Annotated in this window: 14 protein-coding genes and 4 pseudogenes; 11 read left to right on the forward strand and 7 right to left on the reverse strand. The window is 60.3% G+C overall.

The genetic code is table 11. The annotated features are described in order from the left end of the window. The 3 genes and pseudogenes from Q1A34_RS21135 to Q1A34_RS21145 all read left to right on the forward strand — a co-directional run. Window positions 1-863, forward strand: a pseudogene (locus Q1A34_RS21135) (endonuclease); the annotation flags it as partial. A gap of 195 nt (window positions 864-1058) precedes the next feature. Next, a complete protein-coding gene (locus tag Q1A34_RS21140; RefSeq protein ID WP_300039422.1) occupies window positions 1059-1313 on the forward strand; it encodes a transposase in 255 nt (84 codons plus the stop codon). After that, window positions 1310-1519 carry a transposase domain-containing protein gene (locus Q1A34_RS21145; RefSeq protein ID WP_300039334.1) on the forward strand — a complete coding sequence of 70 codons (210 nt, stop codon included), beginning with the start codon at window positions 1310-1312 and terminating at the stop codon, window positions 1517-1519. Before Q1A34_RS21140 ends, Q1A34_RS21145 begins: the two co-directional genes overlap by 4 nt. Before the next feature lie 229 nt (window positions 1520-1748). Here the strand turns inward: Q1A34_RS21145 and Q1A34_RS22075 are convergent, their stop codons facing one another. Further along, window positions 1749-2021, reverse strand: a complete 273-nt coding sequence (locus Q1A34_RS22075; protein ID WP_366942876.1) for a GNAT family N-acetyltransferase — start codon at window positions 2019-2021, stop codon at window positions 1749-1751. Window positions 2022-2315: 294 nt separating this feature from the next. Here Q1A34_RS22075 and Q1A34_RS21150 point away from each other — a divergent pair. Next, window positions 2316-3037, forward strand: a pseudogene (locus Q1A34_RS21150) (IS630 family transposase). Continuing rightward, window positions 3001-3090: pseudogene (locus Q1A34_RS21155) on the forward strand (helix-turn-helix domain-containing protein); the annotation flags it as partial. The pseudogenes Q1A34_RS21150 and Q1A34_RS21155, both read left to right, overlap by 37 nt. Before the next feature lie 68 nt (window positions 3091-3158). On the opposite strand, the gene Q1A34_RS21160 reads toward Q1A34_RS21155, so the two are convergent. Beyond that, a complete protein-coding gene (locus Q1A34_RS21160) occupies window positions 3159-3830 on the reverse strand; it encodes a VPLPA-CTERM sorting domain-containing protein (protein ID WP_300039336.1) in 672 nt (223 codons plus the stop codon). A 282-nt stretch (window positions 3831-4112) separates the two neighbouring features. Between Q1A34_RS21160 and Q1A34_RS21165 the strand changes: the two are divergent. Further along, window positions 4113-4867 (forward strand): annotated as a pseudogene (locus Q1A34_RS21165) (IS5 family transposase). Window positions 4868-5153: 286 nt separating this feature from the next. Here Q1A34_RS21165 and Q1A34_RS21170 read toward each other — a convergent pair. The 3 genes from Q1A34_RS21170 to Q1A34_RS21180 are packed head-to-tail and all read right to left on the reverse strand — an operon-like array spanning window position 5154 to window position 8469. Then, entirely contained in the window at window positions 5154-5993 is an 840-nt protein-coding gene (locus Q1A34_RS21170; protein ID WP_300039338.1) for a CpsD/CapB family tyrosine-protein kinase, read from the reverse strand. A gap of 59 nt (window positions 5994-6052) precedes the next feature. Then, window positions 6053-7573 (reverse strand): Wzz/FepE/Etk N-terminal domain-containing protein, encoded by a 1521-nt coding sequence (locus Q1A34_RS21175; RefSeq protein WP_300039341.1) that lies wholly within the window; start codon window positions 7571-7573, stop codon window positions 6053-6055. Further along, window positions 7570-8469 carry an AAA family ATPase gene (locus Q1A34_RS21180; protein ID WP_300039343.1) on the reverse strand — a complete coding sequence of 300 codons (900 nt, stop codon included), beginning with the start codon at window positions 8467-8469 and terminating at the stop codon, window positions 7570-7572. Before Q1A34_RS21180 ends, Q1A34_RS21175 begins: the two co-directional genes overlap by 4 nt. 517 nt (window positions 8470-8986) lie before the next feature. Here Q1A34_RS21180 and Q1A34_RS21185 point away from each other — a divergent pair. The 5 genes from Q1A34_RS21185 (at window position 8987) to Q1A34_RS21205 (ending at window position 15125) form a co-directional block, all read left to right on the forward strand. Further along, complete coding sequence (locus Q1A34_RS21185; RefSeq protein ID WP_300039345.1) at window positions 8987-9673, forward strand: sugar transferase; 687 nt, start codon at window positions 8987-8989, stop codon at window positions 9671-9673. 128 nt (window positions 9674-9801) lie between these two features. Beyond that, window positions 9802-12246, forward strand: a complete 2445-nt coding sequence (locus Q1A34_RS21190) for a tetratricopeptide repeat protein (protein ID WP_300039347.1) — start codon at window positions 9802-9804, stop codon at window positions 12244-12246. Window positions 12247-12380: 134 nt separating this feature from the next. Beyond that, on the forward strand, window positions 12381-13001 hold the full coding sequence (locus Q1A34_RS21195) for a polysaccharide biosynthesis/export family protein (protein ID WP_300039350.1): 621 nt from the start codon (window positions 12381-12383) through the stop codon (window positions 12999-13001). A 47-nt stretch (window positions 13002-13048) separates the two neighbouring features. Further along, window positions 13049-14389, forward strand: a complete 1341-nt coding sequence (locus Q1A34_RS21200) for a hypothetical protein (protein ID WP_300039352.1) — start codon at window positions 13049-13051, stop codon at window positions 14387-14389. 67 nt (window positions 14390-14456) lie between these two features. Then, the gene (locus Q1A34_RS21205) at window positions 14457-15125 is read left to right on the forward strand and encodes a rhomboid family intramembrane serine protease (RefSeq protein ID WP_300039355.1); all 669 of its coding nucleotides are present in this window, start codon (window positions 14457-14459) and stop codon (window positions 15123-15125) included. A 28-nt stretch (window positions 15126-15153) separates the two neighbouring features. Here Q1A34_RS21205 and Q1A34_RS21210 read toward each other — a convergent pair whose 3' ends face one another. Continuing rightward, window positions 15154-16110, reverse strand: a complete 957-nt coding sequence (locus Q1A34_RS21210; RefSeq protein WP_300039357.1) for a glycosyltransferase — start codon at window positions 16108-16110, stop codon at window positions 15154-15156. Continuing rightward, window positions 16107-16952, reverse strand: coding sequence for a sulfotransferase (locus Q1A34_RS21215; protein WP_300039359.1), 846 nt, complete (start codon window positions 16950-16952; stop codon window positions 16107-16109). The genes Q1A34_RS21210 and Q1A34_RS21215 overlap by 4 nt, the downstream gene beginning before the upstream one ends. Window position 16953: the final 1 nt, after the last annotated feature.

Raw genomic sequence — 16953 nt, forward strand, 5'->3', positions numbered from 1 at the left:
GCGACATTCTCAATGACGTGCACGTCGAACTTGGCACGCTGTTGGAGCGTGAGAACGTGTTGCGCCGGGATGGGGTCATTGAGGAGGCCCGCGAGCTGCGGGCGCATCTGACGGAAGACCGGATTGCGGCAACGTCCAACGAATTGCGTATCCGCACACCACCTGCCCTTCGTGAGGAAGCTGGGACTGAGACCCGCGCCGTGGAGCGGCTCGAGGACGAGCAACGCGCCTATCTGAGGGATCACCCGGAACTGATCCAAAGCCCGACTGATGTCATCCGCATGGACGAGGAAGGCCGGACGCAGATTGTCGACCGTACTCTGGCCGGCCGGATTACCCGGGAGGTTGAGGCCGCGCGCATGGCGGCGCATAGCCAGACACCGATCTCCGTAGCTGTCGCGCGGGACCTGCAGGTTCGCTACCCGGATATGCCCGGGCACCTGGCCGAGGGTCTGGGTGAGACCTACGTGCGTGTCAGTGAGGCCCGTCAGATGGAGAGGGAGGCGCGTCCTGTTGAGACACCCGAACTGGATCGTGTTCTGGCCCTTGAGCGCGCAGGGCAGCTGACCGGGCCCTTTGAGACGGAAGCTGACCGCACGGCATTCCGTGCGGAGATCGCGAGGGTGATCGATGAGAAGCAGTCAGCCCGGCTTACCTCTGGCGATGCCGACGCGCTGGAGCAGGTTCTCGAAGACCGCCTCGACCGGCTCTACGCCACCAGGGCTTATCTGCAGTCTGACGCCGCAACGGCCAACTCCGAAGCCCTGCGACAGGTAGCCGATGAACTCGCCGAAACCGAATACGAAAAACACCAAACCGCAGATGTCCACAGAGAAACTGAACGCCAGATGACACATGGGTAGGGTGCGCATTGCCGTCGGCGTGCTGATGGTAACGATGGTCGCCGCCGCCATGGGCTAAACCATCGCCTCAGCTGTGCTGACCTTCAAAGACCTTGGATTCGGCGCAGAAATCGACTTCGCCTATATCGCGCAGCGCTATCCCGGCATACGAGACCACAGGCCGCATGATTTCCAGCTGATGAGGCCATTAAGCGCATCGGGCAACTCCATGCGGTAGAGAAAGAGGCACGCGGGTCGCCGCCAGGTCGACGCGTCGATCTCAGACAAGCACAGGCAAGGCCGATCTTCGATGATCTGGAAATGTGGCTCCACGCTCAACTGCCCAGTATCTCGGGTAAATCACCACTTGCTGGCGCGATCCGCTATGCACTGACGCGTATGGCGCGACTGAGGCCATGTCTCGACCATGGCATCCTGGAATTGGATAAAATACCGCCGAAAGGGCCATGAGATCGGTAGCAATCAGGCGCAAAAACTACCTGTTTGTCGGATCGCAGACCGGTGGCCGCGCCGCCGCGATTGCCTACACTTTGCTCGAAACCGCCAAACTGAACGATATCTACCCGCAGGCTTGGTTTGCCGACACACTCGCCCGCATTCCAGACTACAAGATTAACCGCGTCGATGATCTACTGCCTTGGAAAACTAATCCATAGGGCAGTCAGGCCAGACGCTTACCGATGGGTCAAATCCTCTGCCGGTGTTTCGCATTTTAGAGCTCTATCGGTCACTCTTTGAGCAGTCTGGCAACTGCGGTTCGTGCCTTTCTTCTGCTTCCTATAAGTTGCTATTAGAGCGACTTTCTCATCAGGACGAACGGCCCTTCCGGGTATGATTGCAACTCTATAAATTCATAGCCAAGAGCCGAGTAAAACTCTCGCGCAGTTAGCGAGGAATGAACCATGACTTCTGGTATCGCTTTTTTCGCGCTTCCTCTTCAATTCTTGCAACCAGCACTTTGCCAAACCCTCGCCCTTGATACGCCGGCTCCACCAACATCGAACGCAGATAGTCACCTCTCAGCCCCACTGTTCCAACAAGGTTGGCACCTGCGAAGCACAAAAGAACAAACTCGTTTTCAATTCGTCCGGCAACTGGCTCCGGTTCAAAAACCGTGCACAGCCTGTCGATAGATTTTTGATCGTAGCCTTTGGAAATTGAAACGCGACGATTGCTTCACCGCAAATCCGCCGCATAATCAAAACAACAAGATGTGCCAGATCCTCTCTTAGCTCAGGCCACCATTTGTCCCAAAAACCCTGACGACGGATATATAAAATTTACCATAATTTACATTATCCTAACATTATGTTTGTAGCGGTACGCGCTACTTTGAAGTGCGACTCCTGTTAGAAAACAATGAGTTATCTAAAGCATCCGGCCAAAAACCTGAATCGTGAGGGATTCCCATAAGAGCTGATCTGTGATTCTCCCTGTTTGGGAGGATGGATCATGTCAGCACCTTTGCCAGACGCGCTGCGGGCGTGGTTTCAGAGATTGATTGAAGAAGGGTTAAGCGGGCGTGCTGCGGCGTTGCGTTTGAAGCTTTCACCCGCCACCGGCGCGCGTTGGGGACTTGCGATCCGGCGAACTGGGAAGGCCATAGCCGCGCCTCAAGGGCGCCCGGATCGCGTAGTCTTCATTGACGAAACCTCTGTCAAAACCAACCTGACCCGCCAGCGTGGGTGGTCACAGCGCGGCAAGCGACTGGTCATGGATGCGCCCTTTGGATCATGGGGCACACAGACCCTCATCGCAGGTCTCAGCGCCGATGCGTTGATCGCCCCATGGGTCATTAAGGGGGCGATGGATGGCGAAGCCTTTGTAGCCTATGTCGAGCAGGTGCTGGTGCCGTCGTCATCCTGGACAACCTTGCTACGCACAAGAATGCCGCTGCGGCCAAAGCCATGCGCAAAGCCGGATGCTGGTTCTTGTTCTTGCCGCCGTACAGCCCAGACCTGAACCCGATTGAAATGGCATTCTCGAAACTCAAGGCGCACCTGCGCAGGATCGGCGCTCGAACCTTCACCGATATGTTCCAAGCGCTTTCCGATATCTGTGACCTCTACTCCCAGGACGAATGCTGGAACTACTTCAAGGCTGCCGGATATGTCGCAGGATCGAAGATTGGTGGCTCGCAAAGGTCCCTGTCGCCGAAATGGCACGCGTTCTGAAGCGCCACAAATCGACGATCTTCAGAGAGATCAAACGCAACTTCTGGGCCGATGGCGTGTTCCCAAAAAAGTACGCGGGACACTTCGGCACACCCCTAAATTTCGGGGGATTACCGCCCCGTTAAAGCGTTTTTCGCTTGTGAGCAAGAACACCGAGGCCAAACATTCCTAATATCATCATGGGGAGACTTGCGGGTAGTGGGACGGGTGTGGGTTCATAATCCACATTCAGTACTGATGGATTCCCGTTGGTCGCGACGTAAAGTATTTCCAGTGAGCCTCCTGAAAAACCTGAGATATCCGTTGTGATTTCACTAGTGGGCCCTCTGGACTCTCCAAATGGTTCAGTACTTCCGTTTTGAAAAAAAGCTATCCCATCATCATGACGGACAACAAATTCTCCGGAATCGAGAGGGAAAGTAGCCGAAAACAAAAAGAAAGTCGTCGTGGCTGTAGAGTTACCGATGCTATCGGTGCTTAGCTGAAGATCGCCGATATCGAGACCAGTTACCGTGCCGCCACCTGTGCTAAGCCAGCCTGCGATAGTTGTGCTGTCATCTCCATTGAATGTTCCAAAGTTTAGTTCTCCTTCATATTGAAAGGTATCTATTGATCCAGGCGCAGCCGTTCCTGCCTCGCGTATCAGGTTTTCAAGTGTGGCTTGAGAATCTGCCGAATTCATATTTGTCGTGTGTACGACGCCAACCTCAAACAGGCCGGATAATGTCGCAGCCTGCGTTGCACCAGCGAGTGACCATATCAGTAGTATTGTGGAAAATAGCGTTTTCTTCATTGTAATAACCCTGTGACACCCCAATTGGTTGTTTCATTAAGCGCATATGCCCTCATGGGGAGTCAAATGTTATATTTGTCGCTTGCTCAGCAGAGGGGCGGTCGAAAATCTGAGTATCTGAGCTTGGTGGAATTCCAGCTTTTGACCTCGCGATGTTGACAGTATGAAGACGTGAAAACAGCACGGTGATCGAGAAGAATTACAGCGCTGCATTTTAGGGTCAGGATGCATTGATTTTCTGCGCGCTGCATGATTCACGGCTCCTCAAAACGGAGGGGTGACATGTCTGATCTTTACTGGCTGAGCGACGCGCAGATAGCGAAGCTTGAACCTTTCTTTCCCAAGTCCCACGGAAAGCCTCGGGTCGACGATAAACGTGTGTTGTCCGGTATTATCTTCATCAATCGCAACGGTTTACGGTGGCGGGATGCGCCTGCTGAATACGGGCCACCCAAGACGCTTTACAGTCGTTGGAAGCGCTGGAGCGAGAAAGGAATCTTCGCCCGGATGCTTCTGGAACTTGCGGATCAAGGTGGCGAAACGGACACGCTGATGATCGACGCCACCCATTTGAAGACGCACCGCACTGCGACCAGCATGCAGTTGAAAAGGGGGGCGTGGCCGCCTGATCGGGCGGACCAAGGGCGGGATGAACTCGAAGCTTCATGCCGTCACGGACGCTCTTGGTCGGCCTTTGCGGATGTTTCTGACCGCCGGTCAGCGCAGCGATTACATTGGTGCGAAGGCTTTGCTGAGCGACTTGCCTGAGGCCAAACACATGCTCGCGGATCGTCGCTATGATGCGGATTGGTATCGCGAAGCCCTTGAAGACAAGGGGGTCACGCCATGCATCCCGTCGCGCAAGAGCCGCAAAGTCCCAATCCCGCACGACGAAACCCGTTACAAAAGCGACACAAAATCGAGAACAGCTTTGCCCGCCTCAAGGACTGGCGGCGCGTGGCCACACGCTACGACAGATGCCCAAAATCTTCCTCTCAGCCTGCGCATTGGCCGCCGTCATTATGTTCTGGTTATGAATCCTGACCCTAGGCAGCAGCCGTCTTTGTGGTGATTGAATTAGACCAGACTACTGGGTCAGTTTGACGGCGACAGAAGGCACCCATAAAACATAACGAACGCAATCAGAAAGTCTTCTGAATAGGATGTTTTCAGCGGATTGTTAAAGGATCAGAGGCGGGTGTACTCGTGTTTGTAAAAGAGATGACCGCGTTTCCCAAAGGACTGAACTCTGGCCGTGCTTAGAGCTGCGAGGGCTGTACCAATGATTGTTTTGCGCGCTTAAATAGCTCTTCCACAAAAGTTTTATTCGTAGCCGTATCCACCATAGGACATTTCGTCGTCACCGACTGCGCCGCTGCCGTTGAGGACCACGCCCAACACGTTGGTGTGTTCGGCGATTTCGTGTTCGGCGGCGTCGAACTGGCCATAGCGGGTCTGGTTGGCCCGGGCCACGATCAGCGCGCAGTCAACGTTGTTGAGAAAGGCGCGGGTGTCATCGCTGACCAGCACAGGCGGCAGGTCAAAGATCATCAGGTCCGGTTTGTAGCGGTCCTGGATCTCGTCCAGCCTGGCCTGGGTTTCGTCGCCCAGCAGAATGGTCGTGGGGTCACTGGCCGCCTGGTTGGTCAGCGACAGGATCACATTGGAGCCGACACGCATGGCCTGCTCCTCAAAGGAGACCCCGCCCGTCAGCACATCGCTCAGATTGTGCGGGTTGTTCAGCCCCAGGGTTCGGCTGGCATGGGGCCGGCGCAGATCGAGATCAAAGAGCATGGCGCGCAGGTCTTTCTGACGCCCCAAACCAAGCGCCAGGTTACAGGCGATGGTGGTCTTGCCACTGCCCGGTGTGGCTGAGGTGATGGCCAGGCGCGTCCAGTTGTTCTGGCGCATCTGCAGCAGGATCTTGGTGCGCAGGATGTCAAAGGGCGTTGCCGCCTTGCCCGCCTTCAGCGTCACGATGCGGTTCTTTTCCAGCAGCGCCTCGGAGGGCTGGCAGAGCGGGATACTGTCCCACAGGCTGTCGGGCGCGCTGCCGCCGCCGGCCGGTTTGCGCGCGGCCGGACGGGGGGTGGCCGGTTCCTGCTCTTTGCTGCCCGCCCGTTTCTGACGGGCTTTTTCGATGGCGGTCTGTAATTTTTCCATACTTCAGTCCTGCGCTGGAATATAGGTGCGGAGCGGATGATACACGAAAGGGGTTACCATCAGGAAAAGCCCAGTTTGCCGACAATTTTGGAGGCAAGAAGCTCCAGCGGCATATACTGGCTGTCGATGATCCACAGCGCCAGGGGCACCCCGACCAGCACCGCGACAAAGGCGGTGATCAGCGCGCCGCGCCGGACCCAGCGGTGGGTCTGGGATTCCATGAAGGGGATGGTGGCCAGCGGGGTCACGCCAAAGCGGCTGACGATCTCTGCGGGGCGGCGGATGGAACGGTTCAGCAGCTCCAGCAGCACAAAGAACCCGACCGCAAGGCCCAGCCCTGCCCCGACCCCGGCTGCGATCAGCTTGGTGCGGTTCGGCCCCGAGGGCCGGTTCGGCACATTGGCCCCCTCGAGCACAGAGACACGCTGGCCCTTGGAGGTGACCTCGATCCGCTCGCCCATCTGGGCCTCGCTCAGGTTGCGCACAGCCGCGTTATAGAGCGACTGGATGTTCTGGTAGTCCCGGTTCAGCGCGCCGAGCGCGATGCTGTTGGAGGGGGTGGCCTCGATCGACAGGCGCAGCCTCTCAAGCTCGCCGCTTGTCTCGCTGATGGAGCGGGACAGGTCGGCCATTCGTGCGTCTATCTCAGCGAGATTTATGTCCAGAATCGAGGCCCCACCTGCGTCGCCGCCGCTCAGCTGTCCGGCGACAACACTTTCCAGCTGTCCGATCCGGCTCTGCAGCAGGCGCACCCGTGGGTGGGTTTCCGAATAGACCGCCAGGGCCTGGTCCAGATCGCGGCGCAGCCGGTTGAGCTGCTGGACCTCGGAGGACTGGTTGGCACCATTGTCGATCCGGCCGGTGGTCTCAAAGAGGGTGGTCATCTGCTGTCGGCGCTCAGAGAGCGAGGAGAACTCGCGTTCCAGCCGGGACAGGCGCTCCTGCAGCAGGGACTGCCGGTTCTGCCGGTAGCCGAGGTCATCCGGCAGGGCGTTCTTGTTCTGGTTCTTGAAGGAGACTATTTTTGCACTCTGCGCGTCCAGCTCGATGCCCAGACGCTCGACCTCCTGTTCAAAGAAATCCAGTGTGCCCTGGGTTCGGTCGAGGCGGAAGCGCGCGCTGGCATCCAGGATCAGGGTCACATATTCGTTGACCACGGCCGCCGCGACGCGTGGGTTTTCATTCTCAAAAGTTATGCTCATCAGCAGGGCCTGATCGCGCCCACCGGTCCGGCGAATCCGCGTGGCCGAGCGCATGCCGGCGACCACATCGTCGGGCCGCATCTGGCGGATATTCGGGAAAACGCTGAATTCATTTGCGATGTCGATGAGGTTGGCGCGGGTCAGCAGCTGCTGCTGGATCACCGAGAGCTGTTCGCGGGCCCCGGCCTGGATCGTGGAGGAGGCCATGGAATCGGGGATCTGCGGGCTTTCCACCAGCAGCCGGGCAGAGGCGGAATAGACATCCGGCAGCCGCATGGCCACCGCCGCGCCGATGCCGGCACAGATGAGAAAGAGCGCGGTCATCACCGGCAGGCGCCGGATCAGAAGTTTAAAATAGAACCAGAGATCGATGTTCATTCTGCTGCCTTACCGGGAAACTGATGGTTACCTACAAGATAGTCACGGTCCAGAAACAGCGGCGGGTTCTTGACCGGGTTAAAAAAGATGCCGTCGCGGATCAGCTCGCTGATCAGGGGGCTGCCGACACGTTCACGTTCCGCGCCCGCCGCATAGACCAGTGCCAGATCGCACAGTTTGTTCACCAGCCGCGGGACGCCGCCCGTTTCCGCGTAGATGCGGCTGAGCGCGGGCCGGGTAAACTCCTCTCCGGAGCCACCGGCGTGAACAAGCCGGTGTGTAATGTATTTTATGGTCGTGGCCCGGTCCATCGGGTCGAGGTGATAGGCCGCCGCCACCCGCTGGGCAAACTGCCGCAGCTCGGGGCGTTCGATCATATGGCGCAGCTCGGGCTGACCCACAAGGATCAGCTGCATCAGCTCGTCCTTGTTGGAATTGATGTTTGTCAGCAGCCGCAGCTCCTCGAGCGCCTCGATGCTGAGGTTCTGTGCCTCGTCGATGACGAGCACCACATGGCGCCCTTCGGCATATTCGCTGATCGCGAAATCCTGCAGCGTCTGGTGCAGGTCGACATAGTCGGCCCGGGCATCATGCGGGATGTTCAGCGCATTGAGTACCCAGCGCAGCAGATCGCCCCGCCCGCCCTGGGCATTGGAGATCAGCCCGATGACCGTGTCCGCGTCCAGCGAGCTGAGCAGTTTCTGGATCAGGGTGGTTTTGCCGGCCCCCACAGCCCCGGTGATGACCGTCAGCGGCGAGCGGGTCAGAACACCGTATTCCAGCACGGAGTAGGCACGCCTGTGCGCCGGGGACCAGAACAGAAAGTCCGGGTCCGGCAGCAGCGTGAAAGGCCGCTCTCTCATGCCGTAGTGGGTGGTATAAAGATCCATACTCATACAGTGTTCAGTTTTTTCCCTTACCAGGGGGCTGTCCGGACGTGTCGTCTGCCCGGTTTATATAGGTGTCGCAGGCGCGTTGTGCACCGTAACTGTGGCCGCGATGGGGCATGACCGTCACCTCCGGAGGACAGATGCCGGAATGCAACAGTGTTCCGGCGGGTTTGATTCGCAGTCTCATTGTGAATGCGATGGTTTTGTTGCCAGATTAAGGACAAACCATGAAAAAGAGAGGATTTTGTCGATGTGCTCCCCGGTAAACACATCTCACAGTTGAATTTTTTTGCACATGCAGAATTTTGCCAGAGACCAGGTTTCAGCGAAAACGCTTCTTTTTCGGTCAGTTATCCTGAGAAATCACAAAAAAACCTTTTTACCTCCCCAGATTCAGTTACCCAATTCATGCAAAATTATATATAAGTTTAGACAATGTTGTAACGCATGGTGCTGCTTTTATTTTTTGCGCGACGACAAAGTGAACTGTTAAAGATTGCCCGCTCGGATTGGATATTCATTCATGACATTGCATTTAACGAACCTTTCAGGGGACGCTGAGCTTGATGGACAGATCGTTCATCCTGCACGTCCCGTCAAAGGATCGGCGTACCGCAATACCTTCAAACGCCTTCTTGATACGCTCGTGATCCTGGCCGCCGCACCCGTTGTGCTGCCGGTGGTGCTGATCATCGCGATGCTGATCGCTCTGGATGGCCGTTCGCCCTTTTATGCCCAGCAGCGTATCGGCCGGGATGGCCGCGTTTTCCGGATGTGGAAACTGCGCACCATGGTGCCGGACGCGCATCAGATGCTGGAAGAATATCTTCTGAGCAACGCCGAGGCGCGCATCGAGTGGAACACCACTCAGAAGCTCAAGAAAGATCCGCGCATCACCCGGATCGGGGCGCTGCTGCGCAAAACCTCTGTCGATGAGCTGCCGCAGCTGTGGAATGTGCTCTGGGGGGACATGTCGCTTGTCGGTCCCCGCCCGATGATGGTCGAACAGCGCGACCTTTATGACGGCAAGGGCTACTTCCGGGTCCGTCCCGGCATCACCGGCCTGTGGCAGGTGTCTGACCGCAATGACTGCCATTTCGCGGACCGGGTGCATTACGACGACAGGTATGCCGCCGAACTCAGCTTTATGACCGATCTGCGCATTATGCTGCGCACGGTTGGCGTGATGCTGCGCGGCACCGGATACTGACCGGCGCGCGGCGTCTCTTCTGCCTTGAAACAGTCGTATTCTTTTGATCCTCTGTTCATTTGTAATATGGTACGGGAACATTCCATTCGGATGATCCTGTCCCGGTGCGTTATTAAATGAGGTCCCCTGTGTCCCCTGCCCTGCTTCGCCGGCCCTTTGTGGCCCTCGCTCTTGTTGCCGCTCTCGCTGCCTGCGATTCCCCCGAGGAACGTGCCGAGGAATATTATGAAAGCGCGCTTGCCCTGCTGGAGGACGGCGATACCGACCGGGCGCTGATCGAGCTGCGCAACGTTTTTGAGCTGGTCCCCGGTCACCGCGAAGCCCGCACGACCTATGCGCGCGCTGTCATGCGCGAGGGCCGCACCAATGAGGCCTACCGCCAGTATCTGCGCCTGGTGGAGCAGTATCCCGATGATCTGGAAGGCCGCCGCATCCTGACGGAAATCGCCTTCCTGCGGGCGGACTGGCAGGAAGTGGACCGGCATGGTGCCGTGGTCATCGAAAAGGCCATGGATGACCCGCGGGTCCAGGCAATTGATATCGGCCGCCGCTACCGTGATACGGTGCTGGCCGAGGATGCAGAGGCGCGCCGCGCTGTGGTGGTCGAGGCCCAGGCGCTGCTGGATCAGCTGCCCGAGAGCCAGATCCTGCGCCGGGTGCTGATCGACGGCTACCGGCTGGATGCAGAATACGGCCGGGTGCTGGAACTGATCGACTCGCTGATTGCCGAAGACCCGGATGAGCAGGACCTCTACAACCAGCGTCTCGCCATTCTGGCCAGCATGGCCGATGAGCCCGGGATCGAACGGCAGCTGCTGGAGATGGTCGAACGCTTCCCCAAAGACGACAACATCAAATCCACGCTGATCCGCTTTTATGTCTCCCGCGATGAGCGGGACAAGGCAGAGGCCTTCCTGCGCGATATTTCCGATCCGGCCGATGATGAGAGCACCCATTTCCTGTCGCTGGTGCAGTTCATTGCCCAGACCCGGGGCACGGATGCGGCCCGCGCCGAACTGCAGCGCGGCATTGAGATCAACCCCGGTTCGGTGACCTATCCGATGGTTCTGGCGGGCTATGACTTTGCCGAGGGCAACCGGGATGAGGCCGTTGCGGCCATGCGCGCGCTGATCGACGGCGCCGCGGAATCCTCTGATCAGATCCGCCAGGCCAAGATTGCCCTGGCGCGCATGCTGGTCAGCACCGGCAATGAAGTGGGCGCGCGGCGTCTGGTCGAGGAAGTCCTGGAAGAGGACGCCACCAATGTGGCCGGTCTCAAGATGCAGGCGGCCTGGCTGATCGATGCCGATGATACCGACGGCGCTGTGAACAGCCTGCGGGCAGCCCTTGATGAAGAGCCCGAGGATGCCCAGGCGATGACGCTGATGGCCCAGGCCTATACCCGTGCGGGCAGCCATGAGCTGGCGCGCGATTTCCTGGCCCTGGCGGTGGATGCCTCCGGCAATGCGCCGGCTGAATCCATCCGCTATGCCACGCAGCTCATCGAGGAAGAGCGGTTTCTGCCGGCAGAGGACATCCTGATCCCGGCCCTGCGTCTGGCGCCGGGCAATGTGGATCTGCTGTCGCTGCTGGGTCAGCTTTATCTGCGCATGGAGGACGAGCCGCGTGCCACCCAGGTGATTGGCACCCTGCGCCGTCTGGATACGGACCGCGCCCGCGGCGAGGCCAATGAGATCGAGGCGAACCTGCTCAACCAGCAGGATGGTATCGGGGCAGCTTCGCAGTTCCTGGAAAGCCTGGCCGAGGGCGAGGATGCGAATGTCGCCGCCCAGCTGGCCGTTCTGCAGGCCCGTCTGGCCAGCGGCGAGGTGGAGTCTGCGCGCAGCTATATCGACGAGCTGGTTGAGGGCGATCCGGAAAACCCGGTTCTGCGCTATGCGGCGGCCTCGACCCGTGCGGCGACGGGCGATCTGGACGCGGCCATCTCGGGCTACCGGGCGCTGCTGTCAGAGAACTCTGCCCGTCCGGTGGTCTGGCTGGAACTGGCGCGCGTGCTGCGCGCAGCCGGTCAGCCGGAGGCGGCCGCGGCGGCGGTTGACGATGGTCTGGCCTCCCAGCCGGAGTCCCCGCGTCTGCTCTGGGCCAAAGCCACCCTGCTGGAGCGCGGACAGGATATCGAGGGTGCGATCAGCATCTACGAGGGGCTGTATGAGCGTCTGTCCAATTCATCGGTTGTGGCCAACAACCTGGCCAGCCTGCTGGCGACCTACCGGGCGGATGACGAAAGCCTCGAGCGCGCCTGGCGTGTGGCCCGGCGTCTGCGCGATTCCGATCTGCCCCCTTTCCAGGATACCTATGGCTGGATTGCCTTCCGCAAGGGCGACCCCGAGGAGGCGCTGCGCTATATGGAGCCTGCCGCGCGCGGTCTGCCCGAGGATCCGATCGTACAGTACCATCTGGCACGGGTTTATCAGGAACTGGGACAGAACGCAGAGGCCCTGGCCCAGTATCAGCGCGCCATCGAGGTTGCCGGTCCGGGGGACACACGCGACCAGATCAGCGATGCCCGGGCGCGTATTCAGGCGCTCAGAGAGGCCGCATCAGACCAGTAATCCCCGAAAAAAGCCGGTGCACGCCGTTGCACCGGCACAACATTCCGCTGGTTTAGCCTCTCAGGATGCCTTTCTGCTTTCGCTGCGCGCCCTGAACGATCACTATAGCGACAGCGCAAGCATGAAGGTACAGCATGATGCATATTTTTCGGGTTTTCAGCCTGCTCGTGGCAGCACTTTTTCTGACGGTGCCTGCCGGTGCGCAGGAGAATTATCGTATCCAGCCGGGAGACACCCTGAACATTGAGGTCCTTGAGGACCCGCAGCTGAACCGTCAGGTTCTGGTGCTGCCCGACGGGCGGTTCAGTTTTCCCTATGCGGGAACCGTCCTGGCCGGTGGCCGGACACTGGGCCAGGTCGAGCGGGCCGTGACAACCGGCATCGCCTCTAACTTTGCGATCCCGCCGAACGTCTTTGTGGCTGTTCAGCGCCGCTCGCAGCAGGCAGAGGGGCTGGCCGGCAGCGAAGGTCTGCTGGAGCCGATCCAGATCTATTTCATCGGCGAGGTCAGCAGCCCCGGACGCCGCACCGTTGCCGAGGGCACCACGCTGCTCCAGGCACTGGCGCAGTCGGGCGGGTTCACACGGTTTGCCGCGCAAAAGCGCATCCAGCTGCGCCGGACAAATCCGACCACGGGGGTGCAGAGCCTCTTTCGTATCAACTATAAAGCACTGGCCAACGGGGCCGAGGCGCAGAACATCCGCCTGCAGGACGGCGATGTGATACTTGCGCCGGAACGGCGCCTCTTCGAGTAGAAAAACATAAGGGCGGGGGCCTTGGCAGTTTGAGAAACCGGGCACTGATGACGGCGCTTCTGTGCAGCTGTGCAGCGATGGCAGGCGCACAGCAGGGAGGCCTTCAGGCAACGCTTGATGTCTCGCAGTCGCTGGACTGGGACGACAATCCGGATCTTGTTGCCACCGGGGGCGAGGGCGAGCTGATTGCGCGCACCGGCCTGACCTTTGGCCTGTCCAGTGTCACGGCCCGCGACCGGCTGCGTCTGAGCCTGGGCACGCAGCTGGAGTTCGGCGACCGCGACGCGCTGGACAACAATACCGGGCTGAACGATCCCAATCTGGGGCTGTTCTATGACCGCTCGGCGCGCAATGCAGCGTTTGATTTCGGACTGACCTACCGCGAGAGCGAGGTTTCGGATTCCATCATTCAGGATGAGCTGACGGATCAGGATCTGATCATCGACAATGGCACCCGCGCCGATACCCGGCTGAATTTCGGGCTCGACCTGGGCACGGATGCACCCTTTGGGATCAGCCTGTCAGGCTTTGTGCGCAACCGCGAATTCTCCAACACCACCAACCCGGATCTGTTTGATGTGGATGATCAGGGCGCCGAGGTGACCGCCAGGTTCCGGATCGATCCGCGGATCACCGCAACCCTGGGCGCGAACTGGCGTGATTTCGACGCCGAGGGCGAGCAGACAGACCGGCTGACCACCGGGTTTGATGCCGGGCTGCAGCTGGCCGTCAACCGGCGGCTGGATGTGGGCATCACCCTGGGCAGCGACCGCGTGGAGATCGACGAATTTGTCTCAGGCGTGCCGGTGCGGCGGGTGGAAAGCGGGACCTCGCTGGGTCTGTCGGCGGATCTGGACATGACCAACGGTGCGCTCACAGCGGATCTGCAGTCAGACATTGAGGAAAACGGCCGCCGCACGACCCTGCGGTTTGGCCGCAGCATTGCGCTGCCCGGCGGGGACCTGAGCCTGTCTGCCGGTCTGGTGGAGTCAGAAAGCCAGGATCTCGCACCGCTTTTCGGGGTGAATTATTCGCATGAGCTGCCGCGCGGCTCGCTGGCCCTGGCCTTTCGTCAGGACCCGGGCACCAGCACCGACAGCGAGGAAGTCGTCAACACCCGGCTCTCTGTGAACTATTCGGAGACCATCAACAGTGTCTCCAGCTGGAACGCCGGGCTGAGCCTGCGCGATGTGAATTTCCTCAATGACGCTCTGTCCGAGGACAGCCGCCGGATTGACCTGAATGCCACCTACCGGCGCGATCTGACCCGGGACTGGGACATCGTCAGCGGTGTCCGGCATTCACGTGTTATTTCTGATGACGAAGCGGACCGCTCGTCAAATTCCCTCTTCGTCAGCATTGAGAGACGGTTCTCTTTCCGGCCATAACTGTCCGGGAGGAACCCATGCGCACAGAACCCCAACATACCCCTGCCTCCGGGGCGGCCCCGGCGCCATGACTGACGATACCGGAACCCCGGAGCCGCGCCGCTGGCGGCCCGAAGGCGCACAATGGCTGCCGGTTGTTCTGATAGTGCTGTGCTGCATCGCCGAGGCCCTGCTGCTGCTGGGGGATGCCGGGCTTGCAGGCTCAGGCCGGCTGCGCACCACCATCTACGAATACGGCGGGTTCTGGCCCGGGCTGTTGCGTGGCTGGGAGCCGAACTACGCCTGGCAGCCCTGGACGATGTTTGTCACCTACGGGTTTCTGCACGGTGGCGTAGTTCACATGGTGGTCAATATGATCACCATGTGGTCGCTGGGGCGCGGGGTGATCGACCGTGTGGGCGGGCGTGGTTTTCTGGCGGTCTACGGGGCGTCGCTGCTGGGGGGGGCGGGGTTTTACGGGCTCTTGTCCTCGTCGCTGCAGCCCATGGTCGGGGCCTCGGGCGCGCTCTTTGGTCTGGCGGGCGGTCTGCTGGCCTGGGCCTATATCGACCGGTTCTCCCAGCGGGCCGGCCTTTGGCCGGTGGCCCGGATGGTGGCGGTTCTCGTGGTGCTGAACGTAGTGATGTGGTGGGCACTGAACGGGCAGCTTGCCTGGGAAACACACCTCGGTGGATTTGTGGCCGGCTGGGTCATGGCCTCGCTAATTGATCCGCGGGCCATACCTCCATCAGAATAGACACAGTCTGAAACACTCTAATGCACTTCTACTTATACTCTATTAGCACGCGCCGCCGTCCAGTCAGTCGGCTGAACCAGTATTCCAGCACACCAAGCATCTCAGGGATTTTTGCCAGGGTCAGGAAGAATGCCCGGTGCCAGGGCATGCCGCTGCGGCGCAGTCTGAGCACCTGCGCAGGCCAGGCCAGCAGGACCGCCAGGGCTGCCGGATGCACCAGCAGCGCACCCGCGAGCGCGACCAGCGGCACCCCGGCCCCCCAGAGCAGCGCGCGCCGGGTCTGGGCCACGTTATGGCGTTCGGGCGGTGCGCCGTGCAGTGCTGCCCCCTCGGCATAGGCATGTCCGCCCCGGCGGCTGCGCGTCCACCACTGGCCAAAGCGGGTAAGGTTTGCGTCATGCAGGGTCATCTCGGCATCAATGCGCCAGATCTGCCAGCCGGCCTGACGCAGGCGCACACAGAGCTCGGGCTCCTCGCCCGCGATCAGGCCGGGGTTAAAGCCGCCCACCTGCCCCAGCGCCTCTGCGCGCATCAGCGCATCGCCGCCACAGGCGCGGGCCTGGCCGACAGGCGTGTCCCATTCTGCATCAATCAGACGGTTATAGACCGAAGCCCCGGGCGCACGTTCCCGCCGACGGCCGCAGACAACAGCGCGCTGCGGGTCTGCTTCCAGGGCGGCACGGGCGGTGGCGATCCAGCCGGGCTGCACCGTGCAGTCGCCATCGACAAACTGGACAAAGCGGGGCGGCGTCTCTGCCTCTAGCGCCCGGTCCAGCCCTGCGTTGCGTGCACGCGCCGCGGTAAAGGCCTGGTCGGTGTCGAGCAGGACAACCACAGCGCCTGCGGCTCCGGCGGCTGCGACGCTGCCATCGGTGGAGCCTGAATCCACATAAACAATCTGGTCGGTCTGATCCTGCAGCGAGGCCAGACAGGCGATCAGACGCGCGCCTTCATTGCGGCCAATGACAACAGCGGCAACGGTCATGGGGCGGCAAAGGGATAGCACAGGTCAAGGGCCGGATGGTCCGGGAAGACCTGCGCGAGTGCGGCGCGGTCCTCTTTATAGATACCCTCGAGTTTCAGGCACAGCGCGTCGGGCAGTTCGGGGCGTTTGCCGATGGTGCGCGCCTGGCGGATCCGGTCGCGCAGGCTCTGGGGGATCAGACGGCGGCGCAGAAAGATTGCAGGCGCGCTGTCAACGAGCAGCCCGTGCAGCGGAAACCGCCGGATGCGCGCGGCAGAGACATTCTGCTGTGCCTGGTCGGGCTGCCAGACCGGTGTGCCGTCAAAACCGATGAAATCAGCGATACGCGCCAGTTCGGCATCCGGATCTGCGGTCAGCTGCTCCAGCGAGGTGAGCATCAGCGCGTCACGCCCGAAGGTCTCCGCAAAGGGGGCGATCTGCATGCCATAGCGGCCATAGGCTGTCAGCGGCTCATGCTGTGCAAAGGCCTCTGTCATGTCGCCCTGCAGCACGCCGGTGCTCCATTCGTGGATGAAATGCGACACGGCCCGGGTCACCGGATTGCGGATCATATAGATCAGTTTCGGCGCCGGGATCATTGCCGACAGGCGCGGCACAGTTTCGGGCCAGGTGGGCAGTTTGGTATAATGGGTGCTGGCCTCGCCTTTGAGATCACCGGGGGCGGCATCTGCGTAGAGTGCCTCGTACCAGTCTCTGCCCCGAGCAAAGACCGGATCATCCGAGAAGAAGTTCGGCTCTTTGGGGGTGGTCATGAAGATGCCCGGCTGGGCGGCCAGCTGCACCTGCAGGGTCGAGGTGCCGCATTTCATCGCACCGATGATGATAAAATCTGCCAGGGCCATC

Source organism: uncultured Roseobacter sp. (assembly GCF_947491795.1).
Lineage (GTDB): Bacteria > Pseudomonadota > Alphaproteobacteria > Rhodobacterales > Rhodobacteraceae > Roseobacter.